Annotated in this window: 20 protein-coding genes; 11 read left to right on the top strand and 9 right to left on the bottom strand. The window is 40.5% G+C overall.

The window, feature by feature from the left end; all coding sequences use genetic code 11:
* Positions 1 to 766: 766 nt before the first annotated feature.
* On the top strand, positions 767 to 2398 hold the full coding sequence (locus tag B2400_RS11970; protein ID WP_149526145.1) for an ABC-F family ATP-binding cassette domain-containing protein: 1632 nt from the start codon (positions 767 to 769) through the stop codon (positions 2396 to 2398).
* Positions 2399 to 2494: 96 nt separating this feature from the next.
* Here B2400_RS11970 and B2400_RS11965 read toward each other — a convergent pair whose 3' ends face one another.
* Complete coding sequence (locus tag B2400_RS11965) at positions 2495 to 2797, bottom strand: helix-turn-helix domain-containing protein (protein ID WP_260041759.1); 303 nt, start codon at positions 2795 to 2797, stop codon at positions 2495 to 2497.
* A gap of 180 nt (positions 2798 to 2977) precedes the next feature.
* On the opposite strand from B2400_RS11965, the gene B2400_RS11960 reads away from it, so the two are divergent.
* A complete protein-coding gene (locus B2400_RS11960; protein WP_293933619.1) occupies positions 2978 to 3871 on the top strand; it encodes a helix-turn-helix domain-containing protein in 894 nt (297 codons plus the stop codon).
* 85 nt (positions 3872 to 3956) lie between these two features.
* Complete coding sequence (locus tag B2400_RS11955) at positions 3957 to 4619, top strand: hypothetical protein (RefSeq protein WP_293933616.1); 663 nt, start codon at positions 3957 to 3959, stop codon at positions 4617 to 4619.
* A gap of 127 nt (positions 4620 to 4746) precedes the next feature.
* Here the strand turns inward: B2400_RS11955 and B2400_RS11950 are convergent, their stop codons facing one another.
* The 3 genes from B2400_RS11950 to B2400_RS11940 form a co-directional block, all read right to left on the bottom strand.
* Entirely contained in the window at positions 4747 to 4974 is a 228-nt protein-coding gene (locus B2400_RS11950) for a hypothetical protein (RefSeq protein ID WP_149526148.1), read from the bottom strand.
* A 12-nt stretch (positions 4975 to 4986) separates the two neighbouring features.
* A complete protein-coding gene (locus tag B2400_RS11945; protein ID WP_149526149.1) occupies positions 4987 to 5202 on the bottom strand; it encodes a hypothetical protein in 216 nt (71 codons plus the stop codon).
* A 110-nt stretch (positions 5203 to 5312) separates the two neighbouring features.
* Complete coding sequence (locus B2400_RS11940; RefSeq protein ID WP_286652065.1) at positions 5313 to 5555, bottom strand: hypothetical protein; 243 nt, start codon at positions 5553 to 5555, stop codon at positions 5313 to 5315.
* 233 nt (positions 5556 to 5788) lie between these two features.
* On the opposite strand from B2400_RS11940, the gene B2400_RS11935 reads away from it, so the two are divergent.
* Positions 5789 to 6352, top strand: a complete 564-nt coding sequence (locus B2400_RS11935) for a hypothetical protein (protein ID WP_293933612.1) — start codon at positions 5789 to 5791, stop codon at positions 6350 to 6352.
* Positions 6353 to 6785: 433 nt separating this feature from the next.
* Positions 6786 to 9011 carry a HEAT repeat domain-containing protein gene (locus tag B2400_RS11930; protein ID WP_286652067.1) on the top strand — a complete coding sequence of 742 codons (2226 nt, stop codon included), beginning with the start codon at positions 6786 to 6788 and terminating at the stop codon, positions 9009 to 9011.
* Positions 9012 to 9074: 63 nt separating this feature from the next.
* Here the strand turns inward: B2400_RS11930 and B2400_RS11925 are convergent, their stop codons facing one another.
* From B2400_RS11925 to B2400_RS11905, 5 genes are all read right to left on the bottom strand, one after another.
* Entirely contained in the window at positions 9075 to 9695 is a 621-nt protein-coding gene (locus tag B2400_RS11925; RefSeq protein WP_293933609.1) for a hypothetical protein, read from the bottom strand.
* Between the two features lie 59 nt (positions 9696 to 9754).
* A complete protein-coding gene (locus B2400_RS11920) occupies positions 9755 to 11317 on the bottom strand; it encodes a DUF6850 family outer membrane beta-barrel protein (protein WP_293933607.1) in 1563 nt (520 codons plus the stop codon).
* A gap of 18 nt (positions 11318 to 11335) precedes the next feature.
* A complete protein-coding gene (locus B2400_RS11915) occupies positions 11336 to 12568 on the bottom strand; it encodes a DUF4876 domain-containing protein (RefSeq protein ID WP_293933605.1) in 1233 nt (410 codons plus the stop codon).
* An 8-nt stretch (positions 12569 to 12576) separates the two neighbouring features.
* Positions 12577 to 15429 (bottom strand): TonB-dependent receptor, encoded by a 2853-nt coding sequence (locus B2400_RS11910; protein WP_293933603.1) that lies wholly within the window; start codon positions 15427 to 15429, stop codon positions 12577 to 12579.
* Positions 15430 to 15581: 152 nt separating this feature from the next.
* Positions 15582 to 16085: a GNAT family N-acetyltransferase gene (locus B2400_RS11905; RefSeq protein ID WP_286652069.1), complete on the bottom strand. Its 504-nt coding sequence runs from the start codon at positions 16083 to 16085 to the stop codon at positions 15582 to 15584.
* Between the two features lie 87 nt (positions 16086 to 16172).
* Between B2400_RS11905 and B2400_RS11900 the strand changes: the two genes are divergently transcribed.
* The 6 genes from B2400_RS11900 (at position 16173) to B2400_RS11875 (ending at position 19450) form a co-directional block, all read left to right on the top strand.
* Positions 16173 to 16379, top strand: coding sequence for a YwbE family protein (locus B2400_RS11900; RefSeq protein ID WP_149526157.1), 207 nt, complete (start codon positions 16173 to 16175; stop codon positions 16377 to 16379).
* Between the two features lie 150 nt (positions 16380 to 16529).
* A complete protein-coding gene (locus B2400_RS11895; protein ID WP_293933601.1) occupies positions 16530 to 17657 on the top strand; it encodes a lipid II:glycine glycyltransferase FemX in 1128 nt (375 codons plus the stop codon).
* A 102-nt stretch (positions 17658 to 17759) separates the two neighbouring features.
* Positions 17760 to 18134, top strand: coding sequence for a DUF2200 domain-containing protein (locus B2400_RS11890; RefSeq protein ID WP_149526159.1), 375 nt, complete (start codon positions 17760 to 17762; stop codon positions 18132 to 18134).
* Between the two features lie 102 nt (positions 18135 to 18236).
* Positions 18237 to 18575 (top strand): hypothetical protein, encoded by a 339-nt coding sequence (locus B2400_RS11885; protein ID WP_293933599.1) that lies wholly within the window; start codon positions 18237 to 18239, stop codon positions 18573 to 18575.
* Positions 18568 to 19119: an RNA polymerase sigma factor gene (locus tag B2400_RS11880; RefSeq protein ID WP_286652071.1), complete on the top strand. Its 552-nt coding sequence runs from the start codon at positions 18568 to 18570 to the stop codon at positions 19117 to 19119. Before B2400_RS11885 ends, B2400_RS11880 begins: the two co-directional genes overlap by 8 nt.
* Entirely contained in the window at positions 19109 to 19450 is a 342-nt protein-coding gene (locus tag B2400_RS11875; RefSeq protein ID WP_149526162.1) for a hypothetical protein, read from the top strand. The genes B2400_RS11880 and B2400_RS11875 overlap by 11 nt, the downstream gene beginning before the upstream one ends.
* Positions 19451 to 19458 lie beyond the last annotated feature (8 nt).

Raw genomic sequence — 19458 nt, 5'->3', positions numbered from 1 at the left:
CCTAGAATACCAGGAAAGAAAGGATACAAAGATTGACAGGATCAAGCACGCTTACCTTTTTTCGATAGCTTTTGTCTGAACCAAGAAAGAAAGGATGTGAGGATGAGCAGGATCGCGCATAAAAAATTTAATTTAATATAATAACAGACTAAAATTTTGGTCATCTTTTTAGCCTTTCACTCTTGTTCGAGCAAAATGCCCCTATAACTAGTACGCAGATACGGAAGGTAATCTATCATTATGACAACGAGTTAATTTGTCGAAAGGAAAAATAAGCGCATCGAAAAGTATAAAAATCTATGTTCTTTACTATTCGGACTAGAATTAAATTTCAGATACTAGCCCCGATCCTGCTCATCCATAAATCCTTTCTTTCCTGGTTCAAAGACAAAGTATCCTGCTAATCCTCAAATCCATTCTTTCCTCGTTCAAAGACAAAGTATCCTGCTAATCCATAAATCCTTTCTTTCCTGGTTCAAAGACGAAACATCCTGTCAATCCTTAAATCCTTCCTTTCCTGGTTCAAAGACAAATCATCCTTAAACCCTCACATCCTTCCTTTCTTAGCTCAAAAACAAAGTATCCTGCTAATCCTTACATCCATCCTTTCTCGGTTCAAAACAAGCTTTTCTTCCTTTCCTATTTCAAAACAATTACTTTCTAATTCATATATCCCCCCTCACTCTATCACCCCACGCTCTAATATCTAATGTCTGAAATCTAATCTCTAATAATTATCTTTGCAGCTGATTTAAAAAAAGCTATAGTGATCAACGTAAATAATATCTCAGTTTCCTTTGGTGGAACAACTCTTTTCAGCGATGTATCTTTCGCAATCAATGAAAATGACAAAATCGCCTTAATGGGTAAAAATGGTGCTGGAAAATCAACTTTGTTAAAAATTATTGCTGGCGTTGGCAAACCCACAACAGGATCGGTAACTGGTCCTAAGGATGCAGTAATTGCCTACCTACCACAACACCTATTGACCAAAGACAACTTGACGGTTTTTGAAGAAACATCAAAGGCTTTCGACGAGGTATATAAAATGCGTGATGAGTTGGAGGAATTAAATGAGCAGTTAAATGTTCGTACCGACTACGAATCCGATGATTACATGAAGCTGATCGAACGCGTTTCAGAATTGAGCGAGAAATTCTATTCCATCGAGGAGACGAACTACGATGCAGAAGTAGAAAAGGTATTAAAGGGCTTAGGTTTTGAAAGAACAGACTTTACGCGTCAAACATCGGAATTTTCAGGCGGATGGCGTATGCGCATCGAATTGGCGAAAATCCTATTAAAAAAACCAGACCTTATTCTACTCGATGAGCCTACCAACCACATGGATATCGAGAGTATACAATGGCTTGAGGATTTCTTAGTCACCCAAGCTAAAGCCGTTATTGTAATTTCTCACGACCGGGCATTTGTTGATAATATCACCAACCGCACGATTGAAGTGACGATGGGCAAAATCTATGATTATAAAGCAAAATATAGCCATTACTTAGAGCTCCGTAAAGAGCGTAGAATGCACCAGCAGAAAGCATACGAAGAGCAACAACGATTTATCGCCGATAACCAAGAGTTTATTGACCGATTCAAAGGAACATATTCTAAAACCTTGCAGGTACAATCGCGCGTAAAAATGTTGGAGAAATTGGAAATCATACAAATTGATGAGGTAGACACTTCGGCATTACGCCTAAAGTTCCCGCCTTCCCCACGTTCAGGGACCTATCCTGTTATTGTCGAAGACTTATGCAAATCTTATGGCGACCATCTAGTTTTTAAGGACGCGAATATGGTGATCGAGCGCGGACAGAAGGTTGCTTTCGTTGGGAAAAATGGTGAGGGTAAATCTACCATGATCAAAGCCATTATGGGAGAGATCGACTTCGAGGGAACATTGAAGGTTGGTCATAATGCAAAAATAGGGTACTTCGCACAGAACCAAGCTGCTCTACTCGATGAAGAATTAACGGTATTTGAGACGATCGATCAAATTGCCGTAGGCGATGTACGCGTGAAGATAAAAGATCTATTGGGCGCCTTTATGTTCAGTGGCGATGATACAACAAAGAAAGTAAAAGTATTATCCGGAGGTGAGAAAACTCGTTTGGCAATGATCAAACTTTTGTTAGAACCTGTCAACGTGCTGATTCTGGATGAGCCTACCAACCACCTCGACATGAAAACCAAAGACATCATTAAAGATGCACTACAAGATTTCGACGGAACACTGATTCTTGTTTCCCACGACCGCGATTTCTTAGACGGATTAGCAACGAAGGTGTTTGAATTCGGTAACAAACGAGTTAGAGAACACTTTGAAGATATCAAGGGATTCTTGGAATACAAGAAAATGGCGAGCTTAAAAGAAATTGAAAAGTAAGCCGATGCCTCATCTAAAATAATCGACAAAGAGAACTGCAAAAATATCAGGAGCCCTTCACCATCAGATGAAGGGCTCTTTTAATATATCCCACAGCTATTTCCCCTGTGCTCGCTTCAAGTCCTCAATAAATCGCGAGGTATAATAATGCTTGCCTTTAATTTGTATAGGCTTTAGCAAACCGCTCTTCAACCAACGGTAATATGTACTTCGCTCAATACGCAATATCTCGCGAACATCATGTGCATCATAAAGAACGATTTTTGTGCGTTCTCCTCCCATCATATCGCTTGGGTCACCACCCTGCCCTTCTAGTTTTTTTTGCGATTCGATATGCTCAGTCAATAAAGTCAAAACTTTATCTACTGATATTTTCGTCTGAAGTAGCAAGGTCTTCATATACTATTATTTTTAATTTAAAAAATTGAATATCAACCACTTTCAATTTCAAAAAATTGATTATAATCAAACTTAATTAATAATTAACAAATTATCATTTCGTAATTATTAAATAAACAATAGCTTTTTGTTACCACTATAGCTATAAATAACTATATACATTCCTATATTAGTAAGCACATGAGCAAGAAAACAAGAATTTCTACTTATCACCCCATTGACTTCAGATTGGTCTTCATCGATAATTCGGAGGACCCTTCGGTTTTTAGAGAGCAGGTAGATCGTTTCTTTATTCATTCTTTCCAAAAAACAAAGGTGAACCTGCGCCTTCCATTGCCTGTTCATAAAAAAACGGTGTCTGATCTTATGCTCATCACAAAGGGAAGCACTACTCGCCTTTCCGGCATTGAAAAACACACCCTCCAAGCCGGCGAGTTCCTACTGGTTGCGAAAGGAACGATCACCAGCACAATAGACATGTCAGATGATCTAGATGGTTATTATTGCCATTTCGCCGACGACTTCCTTGAGCATGCACCTTTTCTCTTGGATATGTTCCTCGATCCAAATTTCCCGCTGAAGCTCAAACTAACGCCTCAGGAGCAGCAGCGATTGGAAACTCTTTTCCACACCATGCATGAACTCTATCAACAGCCGCCAAGCCTGTCCGATAAATTCAAACTTATTCCCTTTTATTTGCAAACTATCCTGGCAGAAATTTATCAGATCGGAAAACGAACTAAAAAAGATATAGTTGATAAAAAGACCAAGCTTACACAAGCCTTTCTACAACTTGCCAGAAAACATTATATGGAAGCATGGCCACTAACGACATATGCCGATAGGCTCTCCGTCACAGCAAACCACTTAAATAAATCGGTCAAAGCAAATATGCAGATGACGGCCTCCCAAATACTGAACGAGATCATCATACAGGAAGCAAAGGTATTACTCTTGCAAACTGACTTGACAATCTCACAAATTGCCGGACAACTCGGCTATTATGATGTAGCACATTTCGGGAAGTTTTTAATAGACAAACCGGATCAAGTCCATCCAAGTATAGAAAAATGATTGATTCGTACTAATTACCGCTCCTTTTGTCGTGTTAAATCGTGATGCTCGTCACTAATTTTGCAGTGTTTTAAAATTAGAGAGCATGAAATACTATTTACTTGTCATCAGCTTGACTTGCATGTTGAGCTTGAACTCATTCGCACAGCAAGCACCTCCAAACCCTATCCCGAATCCTCCCGTAAACATGGAAATGCTAGTGGGCGATAGAGGCCTTTCTTATCAGGCTATCATCAATAAGAAGTTCCAAAGTGTTCCAAGACTAGGCGTCTTCTCGGTTATGAATTTTCAAACAGATTGGAAATCCTCTCAAATGAATGATTATATGATTCAGGGAAATCTAACCTTTAATCTTATCAAGGGACTGGATATTTCTTCCGGCTTTATTTGGGTACCGTTTCAGGGAATACGCCCTTCTGCCGGAATTATGTATACCTACGCCAACAGAGAATGGTTATTGGTGGCGAATCCACGTGTAGACTTGCATAAGAAAACTAACGGAGAGATATTAGCTTTAGTGGAATACAAGCCGCAGTTGAATGAAAAGTTAAAACTGTACACCCGAGCGCAAGCACTTTACACACAAAATCTACCGGATGATTACCATGCGAGAAGCTATGTTATGCTAAGAGCTGGTGTAACATTCAAAGATGTGACCTTCGGCGTTGGTGGCAACCTGGATTACTACGGCCCGCAAAAAATGCGCGACCATAACATTGGCGGGTTTGTAAACTTTAACTTATTCTAGGAACACAGTAAGTGTCTAAAATTACAGAACAGGATGCTACTGCCTAGCATCCTGTCTTATTATTTACTATGAATAATCATTCATAGAAAACTACACACAAATATAGAAAATGGATATTCTATCAAATTTACATGGGTGGGTTTGCTGGACTGATAATGATAGAATCTTGTAGTCCAGTTGTGTCGCTGAGTACGGTATCACGCATAGATGTGTCTCGCTCGTCCAACATCGTATCTGGATTAACGGGATCTACTCTCCTGTCGTTATCATTTGCCGGATTATTGCAAGACATGATGCTTAACACGCCTAAGCCTAATCCGAACATCCGTAAACCATTTCTTTTATTTAATTTCATATTAACTCCGATCTATAATTTTTTCTTTGTGCCCTTAGGCTCTTTAGGATGCACATCCGGATCAGGCATGGTATTCAATTGATCAACCTGCGGATCTACACCCGCCTCACCGTCAGCGTCACGCTTCTTCTCTCGTTTTTCCATCACAGACGTTAAGGTCTTTTGTTTCTTAGGATGTCTGTCTTTATCGACTATCCCAACTTTTTCGCTTTCATTCTTTGTAGCCATAACTTTAGTCGTTTTACTAATTGAACAGCTACAGCAGAAAATCGTTCAAATTAATTGAACTTCGTTCCGTTGAAACTTTGGTTTAAACGAGAAACAAAAACCGTTTGTACCTAATCATGCCCTTCCGTTTTCACGATTTTATTATAAATTCCAAACAATAAAAATGGTGCTACCCACTGCCCTACAAACAGAGCATCATGGTTTCTTTTGCAACATTTTAATACCGCTGCACCTATCATGGCCGAAATACCCAAACATAGATAAAACTTTGAAGGAAGTTTAGCCGTTTCGTTTTCAATCTTTCTGGTCATTTCGCCTTCTTTTAAGGCGGGGTTGTTCATTAAATCTTCCATATTTTCTGAAATTTAAATTTTACGTATTCTTGTTGATAACTACAGTTATTGGAAACATCACAGTTTAATTCGTTGGCATCATTCTACATTCCCGTATTTATTTCGTCACAAGAGCGTAATCCGTTATCTGTATAGGTATTTATCATTCTAAAACAAGTATAAATCATCCAAAAGGGCGATAAATTCATCTAACTATTTCTGCGGCTAGCTGTTCCCTTTAAAAACATAGATCGATGAGAAAGATTCAAAATGAAGTAAGTAATAAACTAGGTTTAATACTTGCATTTGCAGCTATAGCGGATAATCATGACCCTCATAATCCTAGACGAGGAGGCGAAGAAGAAAATGATAAACTTCCTAATGATATCATTCCTGAAGCTGATAAGCGGCCTCAACCAGAGAACCGCGACGAAGACCAGCCCGAAATCGACGAGAACAACCCTCCCGTAAGTCCCCGAGATATGGATATGCCCGCTGAAAGCGTAGAACAAATCGAAGAAGAAGAAGAAATTTCGCAATATCCTGAGGAGGATTACGAAGAAGAGGAAGAAGAGGACAGCGAAGAAGATGATGAAGAATACAACGACAGTAATCCCGAATCATCGCCAAAACCAAAAACATTCGATGATCGCGATTTCAATAACGACAGAAACGAACGTAGAAATCAACAAGACTTTTTCGAACAAGAAGAAGAGGAGGAAGAAGAAGACGATATGTTTAACGACGATGACTACCGAGACAATCCAGCCGGCAACAGCGATCTCGATGACCGACAACGCGGAAAACTTGATATATAAATTTGATTAGATATTAGACGTTAGATATTAGACATAAGATTTTTTCTGAACCAGGAAAGGAAGGAAATTTGTTTTGAACCAGGAAAGGAAGGATTTAAGGATTGGCAGGATCCTGTAAATCTTCTCATCCTTCCTTTCCTGGTTCAAGACAACCAATCCTGCCAATCCTTAAATCCTTCCGTTCCTGGTTCAAAGACAACCTTTCCTTCCTTTTCTCGTTAAAACAAACCCTCCTTCTTTTCAAGTTTAAACCAAAGGTTCAAGACAACCAATCCTGCCAATCCTTGCATCCCTCCTTTCCTGGTTCAAAGACAAGTCTAAATACTAACTACTAAATACTAACTACTAATTACTATCCAAATCTTTACACATATATTATCATTTCATTACCTTTTTATTGCATTTTTGTAATGTGTAAACGAAATGATTAGCAATGTTCTTTAAAAAAATTAAATCTACCCTAACCTTTGCTCTGGCAATCTCAGCGCTGGCAGCAACAGGACAAGAAATTGAAAAACCAAACATCTCGTCAAAAACAAGCTTCGCTATCGTTGTCGATAGTAAAACATATCAGGCTGCAAAAGATGAAATTGCCGCGTATAAGAAACTTGTTGAAAAAGACGGACTTGGAACATACATTATACATTCAAACTGGGAGTCTCCTGATAAAATCAGAGAGATCCTCAAAGGATTATATCAGAATAAAAAAGCCCCATTGGAGGGTACTGTGTTTGTCGGCGAAATTCCTATTCCGATGATTCGTGATGCGCAGTTTATGACCTCAGCATTGAAAATCAACCAAAAGATTAGATGGGATCGTTCGTCGGTACCGTCAGATAGATTCTATGACGACTTTGACCTGCAATTTGATTATCTGAAGCAAGATACAGCAGCGTCGAGAAAATTACTTCACTATTATTCGTTAAAAGCCGAGTCTCCGCAGTTCTTGGAGATGGACATCTATTCTGCACGAATTAAACCACCGGTGACTGAAGGCGAAGATCGAGTTCAGAAAATTAAAGAATACCTCACACGTTTAGTAGCATTGCGCAGCAAGCAATACCCTCTGGATGATATGATTGCATCGTATGGACATGGTTATAATTCCAATGCGGTAAACTCCATCGCTGGCGAAGCAATCGCGTTGAAAGCTCAAATGCCGCAACTGTTTAAACCGGGAGGTTCGATCAAATTCTTGAACTTTAGAAATGCAGATTTCATGAAGTTCAACCTTTTATCGGAATTGAAACGCGACCAAATTGATTTTGCATATATGACCGGACACGGAACATCTACTCTGCAACTGATCAATGGTTACCCTTATGTATCTAGCCCACAACCATCAATGGAGAATGTCGCAAGATATTTACGCTCCAAAGTTCGCAGCGCGAAGGAAGATGGACGCGATGTTGAAAAAACAATCGATGGCTTTAAGAATTCTTTAGGCGTTTCGGATAAATGGTTTGCAGATGCATTCGACCAAAAGTCTATCGAAGCAGATTCTATTTATAATATCAACTTAGATGTGCAGATCGATGACCTGAAAGATGCAGGCATCAAGGCGAAGGTAGCCTACTTGAATAGTTGTCTGACCGGTTCGTTCCACCTTGACAATTATATCGCTGGCTACTACCCTTTCTCGAACAACGAGAACATTGCAACAATTGCGAATTCAGTAGGCGTATTACAAGATTTATGGCCTACGGAAATGATGGGACTTTTGAAAGATGGTTATCGCGTTGGTAATTGGTTGAAGCATATTGCTTACTTAGAAACCCATATCTTCGGAGATCCTACGTTCCACTATGCTTCAGATAAAGCAAAGGAATTGAATGAAGCTACAGTATTAAATCAATCAGCAAGCTATTGGAAAAAAGTATTGAATGAAAATGACGCTGATCTGCAATCTTTAGCTTTAAATAAATTGACCAACATCCTTCCTGAAAAAGAGGTTTCTCCAATTCTGAAGGAATATTATTTCAATTCGGCATTTGAACCAACGCGTATGCAAGCTTTCCAACTGCTGCGCCGCTTCGAGAATAAAGATTATCAAGATGTATTGCATGCCGCAAAAGGTGATTCATATGAATACATCCGCCGCCGTGCGATATACGACTTAACAGACTTCGGCTCTGACGACTTCACAAAAGACTTAATTGAATTCTACATTAACGATCCGCACTCTGAGCGTATCGCGTACCGTGCGCGTTGGGCCCTTCAATTTATAAATCCCGATCTTGCAAAGCAACATGTGGATGCATTGATCCGCAATAATCCTGCAGTAGCTGGACGTGATGCCCTGGCAAGCAAATTGGACAAAGATTTAGATTACTATAAAAAGAAATCGGATGATTTATTAAAAGCTATTCAAAATCCAGAATTATCGGAGAAAGAAAAGCTAAGCGAATTGACCACCTTGAGACTGTACAGACATCATAAAGTAGTTCCGGCAGTGATCGAAGTGGCTAAGAACAATAAGAATTCAGATGTGGTTCGAACCACCGCTTTGGAAGCATTAGGATGGTTCACCCTATCGTATCAACGCGACGCCATTGTGGAAGGTTGTGAAGCCATATTAAGTTCAGAGGCTCCTGAAGCAGTAAAGAAAGAAGCATTGAAAACAAAAAATAGAATTCATGCTGCATCGCATAAGATTTAGCATAGGATAACAATAAAAAAAGCCGGTTTCATTCAAAACCGGCTTTTTTTATTGTTGAATATATTAGTGATTATGATCCAATGGAGGCGTAATCATAATATGTGCTTTGTAAGTTCCTTCGTCCATTAACCAAGGCATTCCGATGTTGTTTCCTTTATTCGACATACCATAATCCGCCGCTTTAGCATATGGTACATAAATAACGTAACGGCGCTTAGCGTCTGCGATTTCGCCAGTCTCAGGATTTAACCTATCCGCAGGCCCCCAGTATCCGTAAAGCATGCTTGGTGTTTGCGGAATTGCTAATTTGCCAGCCTTAAACTCAGCTTCGCGGATTTCATCACGTTGCTTGCGCTTTCCTTCAGCTGTCAGCTCACGCCCTCTAGCCATAAATGGCTCCAAGCTCTCTGGATAACAGTAAGCGTAATAAACCGACATTTTATAATCTGGAGCCAAACAAATATAGCCGTTCGAACCCTCACGAAGGGTTACAAATTTACCTTCTTGATCATATCCCAATACTTTAGAACCGGCACGGAACTCCGCAGGTGCTGCGTGTTCTGCAATTTTAATCTGAACCTCCGCAGGCAATACCGCTCTTGGTTTTACTTCTTTCGTCTGTTGTGCTTGTGCATTCATCGCCATCGCTGCGATCAGCACGATCAAACTCATCAATCTTTTCATCTTATTCTTTTTTTATTATTAATCCTTGCTATTACTACAAATATAAAGCCTTAATTACATTAAAAGGTCGCCCCTATGCTTAAATTAAAATGCTTTCTATCGTTGAATGTAAAACTATTGGTTTTGATCAACTGTAAATTTCCTTTCACGAAGACCTGTACGTTCGAGTTCGAACGCAATTGCTGCGCATAGTAAATCGGCACTTCGAATTGCTGATAATCCGCTTTATAGAATTGATAATTACGTTGCTCTAAATCCATAACAGGCAGGGTTTCTGCATCCGCCCCAGAATACTCATAAGCTGCATCGAGGTTATTATTCAATAATACACGGACGCCAAGGGATAACTGAGATTTTAAATTGGCAGACAGCGAAAATAATTTATGACCCTCAAGTCCATATCCCATATTTTCTGTAAACATTTGGGATGCAGGAATCAGATAGCGATCATCCAACTTGTTATATCTTAAAATTGCTGCTGCTTTCCAATTGTACGCATCTCCGGATTTACGCAAAAGCTCATAACGACCGGAAACCGCTTGACACTTATATTTCGATCGTACGCTTTGAAACCTCGTGTAAAAACCTTCGCTTTCTGTACCACTGATAAACTCGTTGATATATTCAATGCCATTCATATTCGAGTGTAACAAGTAGGCCTTGAAACCGTGTAAAAAAGCTTCACCGTCTTTTTGAAGATGAAGGCTCGCATCCCATTTCTTCATTAAAATAGAGCCCCCGGGTCTTGGGTTAGAGAATGTGATGTTCGCGTCTTCTGCCTGTACGGTATAGTTCGCATTCAAAAACACGTTGATTGCACTCTGGTACTGATATTGTACGCCTCCGCCAAAAGCATCTCCTTGATAGTTCATTGTACGACCCGCTCCCAATCCGCTAATGGAATTCCCTAATCCCAATAAAGCAAAGTAACCTTGTGAAATATGCGTCACAGAATTGGAGTTATTGGCCTCCTCTTTAAAGTTCTTATACATGAAATTAGCGCCCAAGTGATGCTGATCATTTAGACTGTAGCTCAAACTAGGTTGCAAATCGAGTTGATAATAGCGATTGACGGTACGGATGTCACGCTGCTTTGCGCCCGAAGAAGCAATAAAGTTAGCCCCTAAACCTAAATGTAACTTCTCGGCGATAGGCGCACTGGAAGCCTTAAATCCTATCTTATAGTGCTGATTCAGCCAATCCGATGCATTAGTATCTGCTGTCACATAGGGCATCTCTCGAAATGGATCGATCAGTGATGAATTGTATTCCGCATTGCGAATATTATTTCGCGAATAATCAAAATAACCTTGCAGGTAGCCTTTCTTTAAATATACATTCCCGCGTGTATAAAGATGCAGATTGCCCATGCTCTCACCAGCTTGCGGACGACGGAAATTACCGTCAGTTTTCTTATAGCCCGCGGCTAGGCTGGAATGCTGCTTCGGCTTATCAAGCTGTAGACCGGCTGCGTTCTGACTATGCTCCCATTGTAAATATTCTATTTCCTGCTCCTGTTCGATAATGGAGTGGTTCCCCTCCTGCCCTAAGCTAGGCATTGCCCAAGCGAAACAAGCAGATAGTGAAAGTATTTTATATAAATTGTTATATGGTATGCTCATGATGTTTTGCTTAGCTGTTTATTTTGCGGTTGACCAACTAGGAATCCCCTCGCCATAATGACGAAATTCAGGTGTCACAAGACGTTCGAAGTCTTCGGTACTGTTGTTGGTATCTTGTAAGATTGGACGACCTGCATTGTCAACACCCGATTTCTTACGTCTAACGCCTTTAGAATTGTAAGTTGCCCCAACGTAGGTCATCCCCGCATCCAACAACGATGGTACCCGCTTGGCAGTAATCATATTTTCGTTCTGTCCGCACTCAACGGCATCCATTATATAGGTCAACGGTATTTTTGCATAGAGATTCGCCGAAGTTGTCGCTAAGTTTCTCGTTTGCAAAGACTTGTTGTTTACCGGGTCGTAGCTTTCGCCTTCCGGTACACGGAAGATGACATAAGCTCCCCCCATTACGGAGGTCAAATACTGCGGAAGGCTACCTTTTCCAGCTAAACCATTATAAAAGACATGCTGCATATCCGTCGCCGGCTGGTCTGGGAAGTTCGCATTGTTCATGTTGAACTCGAATTCCGATGTAGAACAGTCGATCGGAGATTTCGGATTATATTGCGCTAACTGATGATTTGCGGCAAACTGAGCCATACTGAAGGATTCTCCAGGTGCCAAAGGATAATCCTTTCCGGTTCCCGGAATCTTCCAAATTCGCTCTGCATAAACATATTTCCCCGCATCTGACTCTGGCCAAACAGGTAAGTTAACCGTTGCAGCACTCGGTACCAAGTTCGCGAAATGAAGACCATCAAGATAAACGGTTTCATCGGAGTTATTGATGATTTCGTAAAATTGATTTCTGAAGTAAAATGGTTCTGTTCCGGCGTAGAACAACTCACTAAAGGCCAATGGCCCAACTGAAGCTCCATTAACATCAATACTTAGCGATTCCCCGTCTTTCACAACAAGATAATTGACTTTGCTTCCAATTAGATAAAAGGTCTTTCCTTCCTGCTCTACATTGCCGGTGATATTAATCGAATAGGTTCCTGGTATCAATTTTTCAATACGATTGACCCCATTTGTCATTTCCTGCTCGATACGATAGCCTTCTGTAAAGTTTTCTAAAACTATTTTCAAGCCTTCGGTGCGCTCAATCCCTTCTGCTACAGGATTCGCCGTAATATTCAACGTCATATAGGCTATATCGTCCGTATCGAGTCCATTATCTATTCGGCTACAGGAACTGAATAAGCTCGCCGCAGCCAACAATCCATATAAAGTATATTTTCTGTTCATGATAAGCATTATTTAATGGTAAGACCTAGATTCAACCCAAAGAAGAAAGGATTGCTTGCATTTCTGCTGATGTACTGTGTCTTGTTACGATCCGAGCGGTGGTTAGGATAAGACCTGAACATATTGTTCGCAAAGAAGGATACACGCATAAAGTCTCTGATCTCTTTGGTAATATTGATATTGAAATTAAAGAATGTCGGAAGACTTTCCATCACTGCGTATGGTCTAGCCACTTTACGCATAATTGATTTGAATTCTGGGTCATCTTTTTTAGTTACATCAAAGTCATAAACCTGTCCATCATACTTGCTGATGTAACTTGTCGGAATGGAATCATTTCCATAAACGGTCCAATCCGACTCTTGCCAAATTCCTTCGGCCGTCAGAGTAACCACTAATCCGATCGAAGGGATGTTGTGAGTAGCACGAATCGAAGTATTCAATGCCCTGTCGTATCCGACTTCCATATCTGGCGCATATAATCCAATATGCGTTCTATTTGCGGCACCAAGACCGCTCTCATCATCATAATAATTGTAGTTTGAAGAAAATGATTTCCGCCATAAATAGATACCGTTGACACTAAATTGCGTACGGATTGCGTCAATTCGTTTCAGTTGTAACTCCATCTCAACCCCTTTCTTTTGAAAACGACCCGTATTGTTTGGCATCGTATATTTTGCTAATACCGGATTTGAAGTACCGACCAAAGATGGAGAATTGGCGCTTGCACGTTTATATTCTACGTAGTCTACCGGTTGAAATGAATTGGGCGTATAGCTAAAACTATAGCCGTCGATCAGCTCCTCGCTGAAGCCCGTAACGCGTAATAAGGATTTCCCAATAGTCAGGTCGAATCCGACTTCTGCCTTCTTATTCTTCGCAATCTTAAGATCTGCATTCTCGGTGTTGAATACACGCGTAGTCGTCAAGAATAAACGTTCTTCTTCAGGAATGCTCGTACTTGCTAATTCATTCAGGTTGATATATTCAAAATAGGCGCGCTCTGGATACAAATACATTAAGCTTGGCCCCTTCGCTAACAAACCATAGCCCCCGCGAAGGCTCAGTACCCGCGGTATAACATCGATAGTCGCATTGATACGTGGCGACAAGGCTGACTTGCCTTCGCTAAACAAATCATAGCGTAAGCCCGCTTCAATGTTTAACTTATGGTCACCCATATGGGCAGTAAAATTCTCTTGCGCAAATAATCCGAACTGCTGTAGCGCCGGAATCTCGCGAAATGTACGTCTGCGGAAAGTGGCATTGGGCACTTGAGCTGGCCGTACCGGTGGCAATGAATCAACAAATTGCTTGCCATCACCAAAGTTCTTATCGTATTTAAAATCAGCTCCTAAAAACCATTTATGTTCAGTGTTCCCTACTTTATTGTAAAATGAAGCAATCGCTTTTGCAAATCCTGAAAACTCACGCCCATCAATGGTGTACTGACCAACATAGGTCGAAGGTAGGTACACTGCATATAAGTTTTCCTCGCTAGCCGGAATATTGGTAATCTCGTTGCCATTCGCATCATAAACCGGCACACCCGGTCGGTTCGATAAAACTGCACCGTCCGTATAAGTCATGGAATATGGAGCGGTGGCATTGTTTTTCTGCTCAGATAAATAAGAATCTTTATTTTGATAACTTCCGTTTAGCGTGTAGCGGATATTCTTCAGCCATTTCTCATTAAAGTTTAGCGTCCCGTTGGTATTCAATGTGAAACCGACTTCCTTGCCGTATGATTCTGTCAACGTACGGATGTCGTCCGGGTTAAGGTCTCGCTTATTCTTTCCATAATTAAATGCGAATGAGCTGTTCGTCGAGAGCTTATTATTGAAGAATTGATTACTGTACAACGTATTAAAAGTTGCTCGTTGATAGGACACATAGGCTTCCTCCGGCTTGGTCACATTATAGCTGTAATCCGCACCAAAATTCACAGCACCTTTAGACTCTGCTAACTGTATCCCTTGGTTCATGGTTATGGAATACAGATTAGGATTTGTTCTTGCTTCGATAACAAGTGGTTGCTTTCCAGCTTTTTGATTAACAATGACTGCTCCTGATGCCACATCTCCGTACTCAACGGAAGGAATTCCGCGGATTACCTCAATAGATTCGATGTTCTGAATCGGAATATTTCGTACGTCAATCCCTCCTGAAGGGGCTGCTCCGCCCGACATGGACGCTGATCCTCCAGATCCAACGGTATTCATAACCTGCAAATTCGCGTTATTTGATGTAGGCGCTCCATTCACGATAATCGAAGTTCCGAACGCATTAAATTCATTGGCGGCCTGTGAATTTGGATTCCGATTGTTACTTTCGAAATTACGGATCTGAATTTCCTTAGCATTGGTTAAATCCGGATTGGAAGCTCTTGCCCCAGGCATTAAGCTCATCACATCGGCTAAGCTGTTCGCTTGTAAATGTTCGATTGCTGACCGCCCGATAACAGAGCTTGTCGCTAAATTTTTATTCGAAGCCTCTGCCGTTACCCCGACCTCTTCCAACCTAAAGGAATTGTCCTTGAAAACCAACTGAATATCTTGATTACCAGATAGCGTAAAGACAGTGTCTAGTGGTACTTTCCCAACATACTGACCTTGCAAGCTCAATCTCCCATAAGGAATATCCTTAAATTCGAATCGGCCAGAACCGTCCGTCGAAAGACTGATACCCATATTTTGAATACTAAGCGTGGCCTGTCTTAAAGGGCGTAATTGCCCATTAACAGTTTCGAAGGCTGTACCTGTAAGATTTGCTTTTTTCTCTTGAGCGGCTAGGTGATGGGAAGAAAAAATACTAAAGCAAGTCCCGATAATTCCGAGCGTAATGGTATTAAATTTCATCTGCAAAAATGCGAGTATAAATCAATAAATGTTTTTCGGGCCGATAGATGTGAAGAACGTCCCTATATTTCAATGGCAAATATAGCTGTTTAGAATCTTTCTAAACAAATTAATTTCATAAAACTGTGTTCAAGGTACACATTTATCGCTACTTATCTGTGCTGCCCCTTCAGGCGATAGATATCTAATTCATCTGCAGCTTCTAGAAAGCGCTCATAGAATATAAAACCAAGCTTTTCGATCAGTCTAACTGAGCGATGATTTGCAGGCATAACAATCGCTTGCAGAATTAAATCCGGAAGTTTAGCGCACAACGCATTCATATAGGCGCTCACCGCTTCGAAGGCATAGCCTTTTCCAAAGAACTCCGGTAAAAATGCAAATCCTATGTCTGGATGTTCTTGGTTATCCCTATATAGCAAAGTAACAACACCAATTGGCTCATAATCTTCCTGCGTCCTCACAACATGATAGAAAAACCCATCCTTTTCAGAAATCCATCTGATATAACCTAGGGCATCCACTAAGTCATGTACCTCTTTGTCCCCGATAAACTGAAGCCAGCCCGGGGTATTCAACAACTTAAGAATGAATGCTGCATCAAATGCGTCCAACGGACGGATGTCTAATCTTTCTGTTTGTAGCTTTATGAACATATCATAGATAAGATTAAATTTAGGAAAGAATTCCATAAATAGATCTAATTTCTAAAGCTTCGCTTATTTTTGTAAAAAACAAATAACATGAGCGAAGGAAATACGAGAGCGAATATCAAACCGGGAATGATCGTGAATATCATCCTAAAGAAGGATCAACGCACAGGTAATTTGACCGAAGGCGAAGTAAAAGACATTCTTACATCTGCCCCTTACCATAGCCGTGGAATCAAAGTGCGCTTGACCGATGGATCCGTCGGACGCGTCGCTGAAATTATCGAAGACGACTTTTAGGTACATCAAAGGAATCCTACGGTAACAAGTTAACCAGTTTTAACAAAGTCCTGACAAACGGGGATGTTATTCTCCTTTATAATGGCTATGTTTGCCATTTTTGGCCTATTCGGCAGTTTCCGATGGTCAAGACTTTAGAAGAACATAATCATGGTTGCAGATTTACAGGAAAAGGAAATCAAAGATATTTACAGGACGTCTATTATTCAACAAACCGCATATTGGTCGAAAGTCAAATTATTGCAGGGTGTAGAAACATTAGCATTCAACTTTAAACTTGACCCCGAAGACTTGGGCATTTCACAATATCAATCTGATACCTTCTTTATCGGCGACTTATTGATTATTTTACAGAAACTCGACGCTGAACATTGCATTGCCTACGTACCTTACGGCCCGGAAATTGAACCTGCTGAAGATATGCAGGGATACTTCTTAGAGCAATTGTCGGAAGCTTTACGAACCTTCCTACCTGCTACCTGTATCATGATCCGGTATGATCTTTCATGGCAATCCTTATGGGCAAAGGATGATGACTGCTATGACCTTCATGGCAACTGGTTAGGAGCGCCAGATAAGCGATTGCAAGAAATCCGATTAAACTATAGTACGGAGCATTGGAATCTACGAAAGGCCAATACGGATATCTTACCTTCCAATACGATATTTATGGATCTGAAAAAAGATTCAGAAACGCTTTTAGGGAACATGAAACCGAAAACGCGCTATAATATTAATCTTGCTGCACGAAAGGGCGTAAAGATCAAATCGCTCGGTTTAGATAGTTTGGATATATGGTATGAGCTCTATAGACAGACGGCGCAACGCAATAACTTCGTATTGCACGACATCAATTATTTCCGTATTGTGCTAACGGCAAGGGCCAATGATACGCAATCGCCTGCAGATGTATACCTATTGATTGCTGAAGTTGATGAGCAACCCTTAGCAGCGATGTTTCTCGTGATGACCGGAACTAGAGGGACTTACTTGTATGGTGCCTCGGCGACCGAAAACCGCAATTACATGGCAACTTACGCCCTGCAATGGAAAGCCATGCAGATTGCGAAGGAAAAAGGCTGTACAGAATATGATTTCTTTGGGATCTCACCTCAAGCAGACCCCGCACACCCTATGTATGGATTATATCGCTTCAAGTCCGGATTTGGTGGACAGATATACCATAGAATGGGCTGCTGGGATTATCCGTTGGATAAAGATAAGTATGCCGTTTATGCGTCCATGGAGTTTAAGAACCAAAGCTATCATTTAAGCTAAAGTCATTATATCCTAAGGAGCTTTCTTTCACAGTATAGTTTTATGTCCGTATTGCTGTATTATCAAACAATTTGTAAACTTGCAAGATAAGCAGCTTAAACTATGAAAACGACAGATAAACATAATGAACGTATTGCCAAGATGGTTTTCGGATCGGTCTACCCCATGTATGTGCAGAAGGTAGAAGCGAAAGGAAGAACGATAGAAGAGCTCGATCAGGTTATCACTTGGCTCACCGGCTTCGATAAGAAGAAAATTCAAGAACTTATAGATCAAAAGGTAACCTTTGAAGAATTCTTCGATCAGGCGAAGCTGAATCCGAATGCGCATCTGATTACTGGTGTCATCTGTGGGGACCGAGTGGAAGAAATTGAAAACCCGCTGACCCAGAAGGCAAGATATCTTGATAAGATTATCGACGAACTAGCCAAAGGCAAAAAAATGGAGAAGATACTTCGAGGCTCGACTTCCCAATAGCACAGCAACAAATCCCATATATTAGCATCCCTGAATTAATTTTTCAAATTCTTGTAACCTTTTCTTTATTGGTATACACTAATGAAGAAAAACAAATAAGCTATGAAAGAATTAGTAGGAATTTTGGTTCCAGCTGCATTATGTGCCTGTGTGACATTAAGTATTTATTTTGTAACTAAATTCCGTTATGATGCCATCAAAACGCTAGGTGGCCCTATTCCGAGATCCTCGAAGTCGAGATTTTCATGGAAAAGAACAGGTATCGTTGTTTTGGGATTCTCTATAGGCTTACTTCTCGTTGGAATATTACAGAATCTAAATGTCATTCAAGCGAACGACAGCAGAGGATTTTTTATTATCGGGACCATAACCTTCTGCGTTGGTACTTCTCTATTCATTGCGGATCGCGTCAGCTCGAACGAGAAAGAAATTGATGGATAATATTTACCTCGATAAAATATTGTCCGGAGATCGCCATGCTTTTAGGTATTTCATAAGTACCTATAAGGACATGGCATTTTCCGTTGCTATTTCCATGGTAAAGAATGAGCTCTTTGCAGAAGAAGTCGTACAAGACTCTTTCGTTGAGGCATATTTATCGCTCGCCAGCTTCAAAAAACAGGCAAAATTCAGCACTTGGTTCTATAAAATCGTCGTGCGAACGGCTTATAAATATAGGCAGAAGAACAAGATCAGCGATATTGAGTTTGTCATTGAGAAGCATGATCAATCAGCATTTGAAAATATCGAGCAGCAATTACTCCAAAAAGAACAGAGCCAAATTATTAACGAAGCATTACTGAAAATCCCTGCAAACGAGAGTCTACTATTAAGACTATTTTATTTGGAAGAATTAAGCGTGAAGGAAATTGTAGAAATCACAGGCTGGACAGAAAGCAATAGTAAGGTGATTTTACATCGTGCTCGCAAGAGCCTAAGCACCGTCATGAAAGGTCTCACTTTAAATTTAAATTATGGAAGCTAAGGAAGAACAAATAAAAGAATGGATGAAATCTTCAACTGTCAAGCTCCCTTTTCAGGATTTTGAAGATAGCGTCATGAATAAGATTGCCGAAGCAGAAGAACAGAGAGCTCGTATGGATAGTTCGAGAAAATATGCTTTGATATTTTTCGCCATTGGTTCACTTTTCGGAATGGCATCGAACTATTTGATAGCAGATTTTGTCGAAAAGTCCAAACTCGACGTACAGCTTAAGAGCAACATACAATTAGTCAGTATGTTAGTTTATGTCGTATTGATCCTTCTTTTTAGCGATAAAATATGGAAATTAAAACAATCGTTGAAGCGGCAGTAGTAAGACTG

Source organism: Sphingobacterium sp. UBA6645, assembly GCF_002455685.1.
Taxonomy (GTDB): domain Bacteria; phylum Bacteroidota; class Bacteroidia; order Sphingobacteriales; family Sphingobacteriaceae; genus Sphingobacterium; species Sphingobacterium hotanense.
The sequence above is the reverse complement of the archived record's forward strand: the minus strand, read 5'-3'. Positions and strand labels throughout refer to the sequence as shown.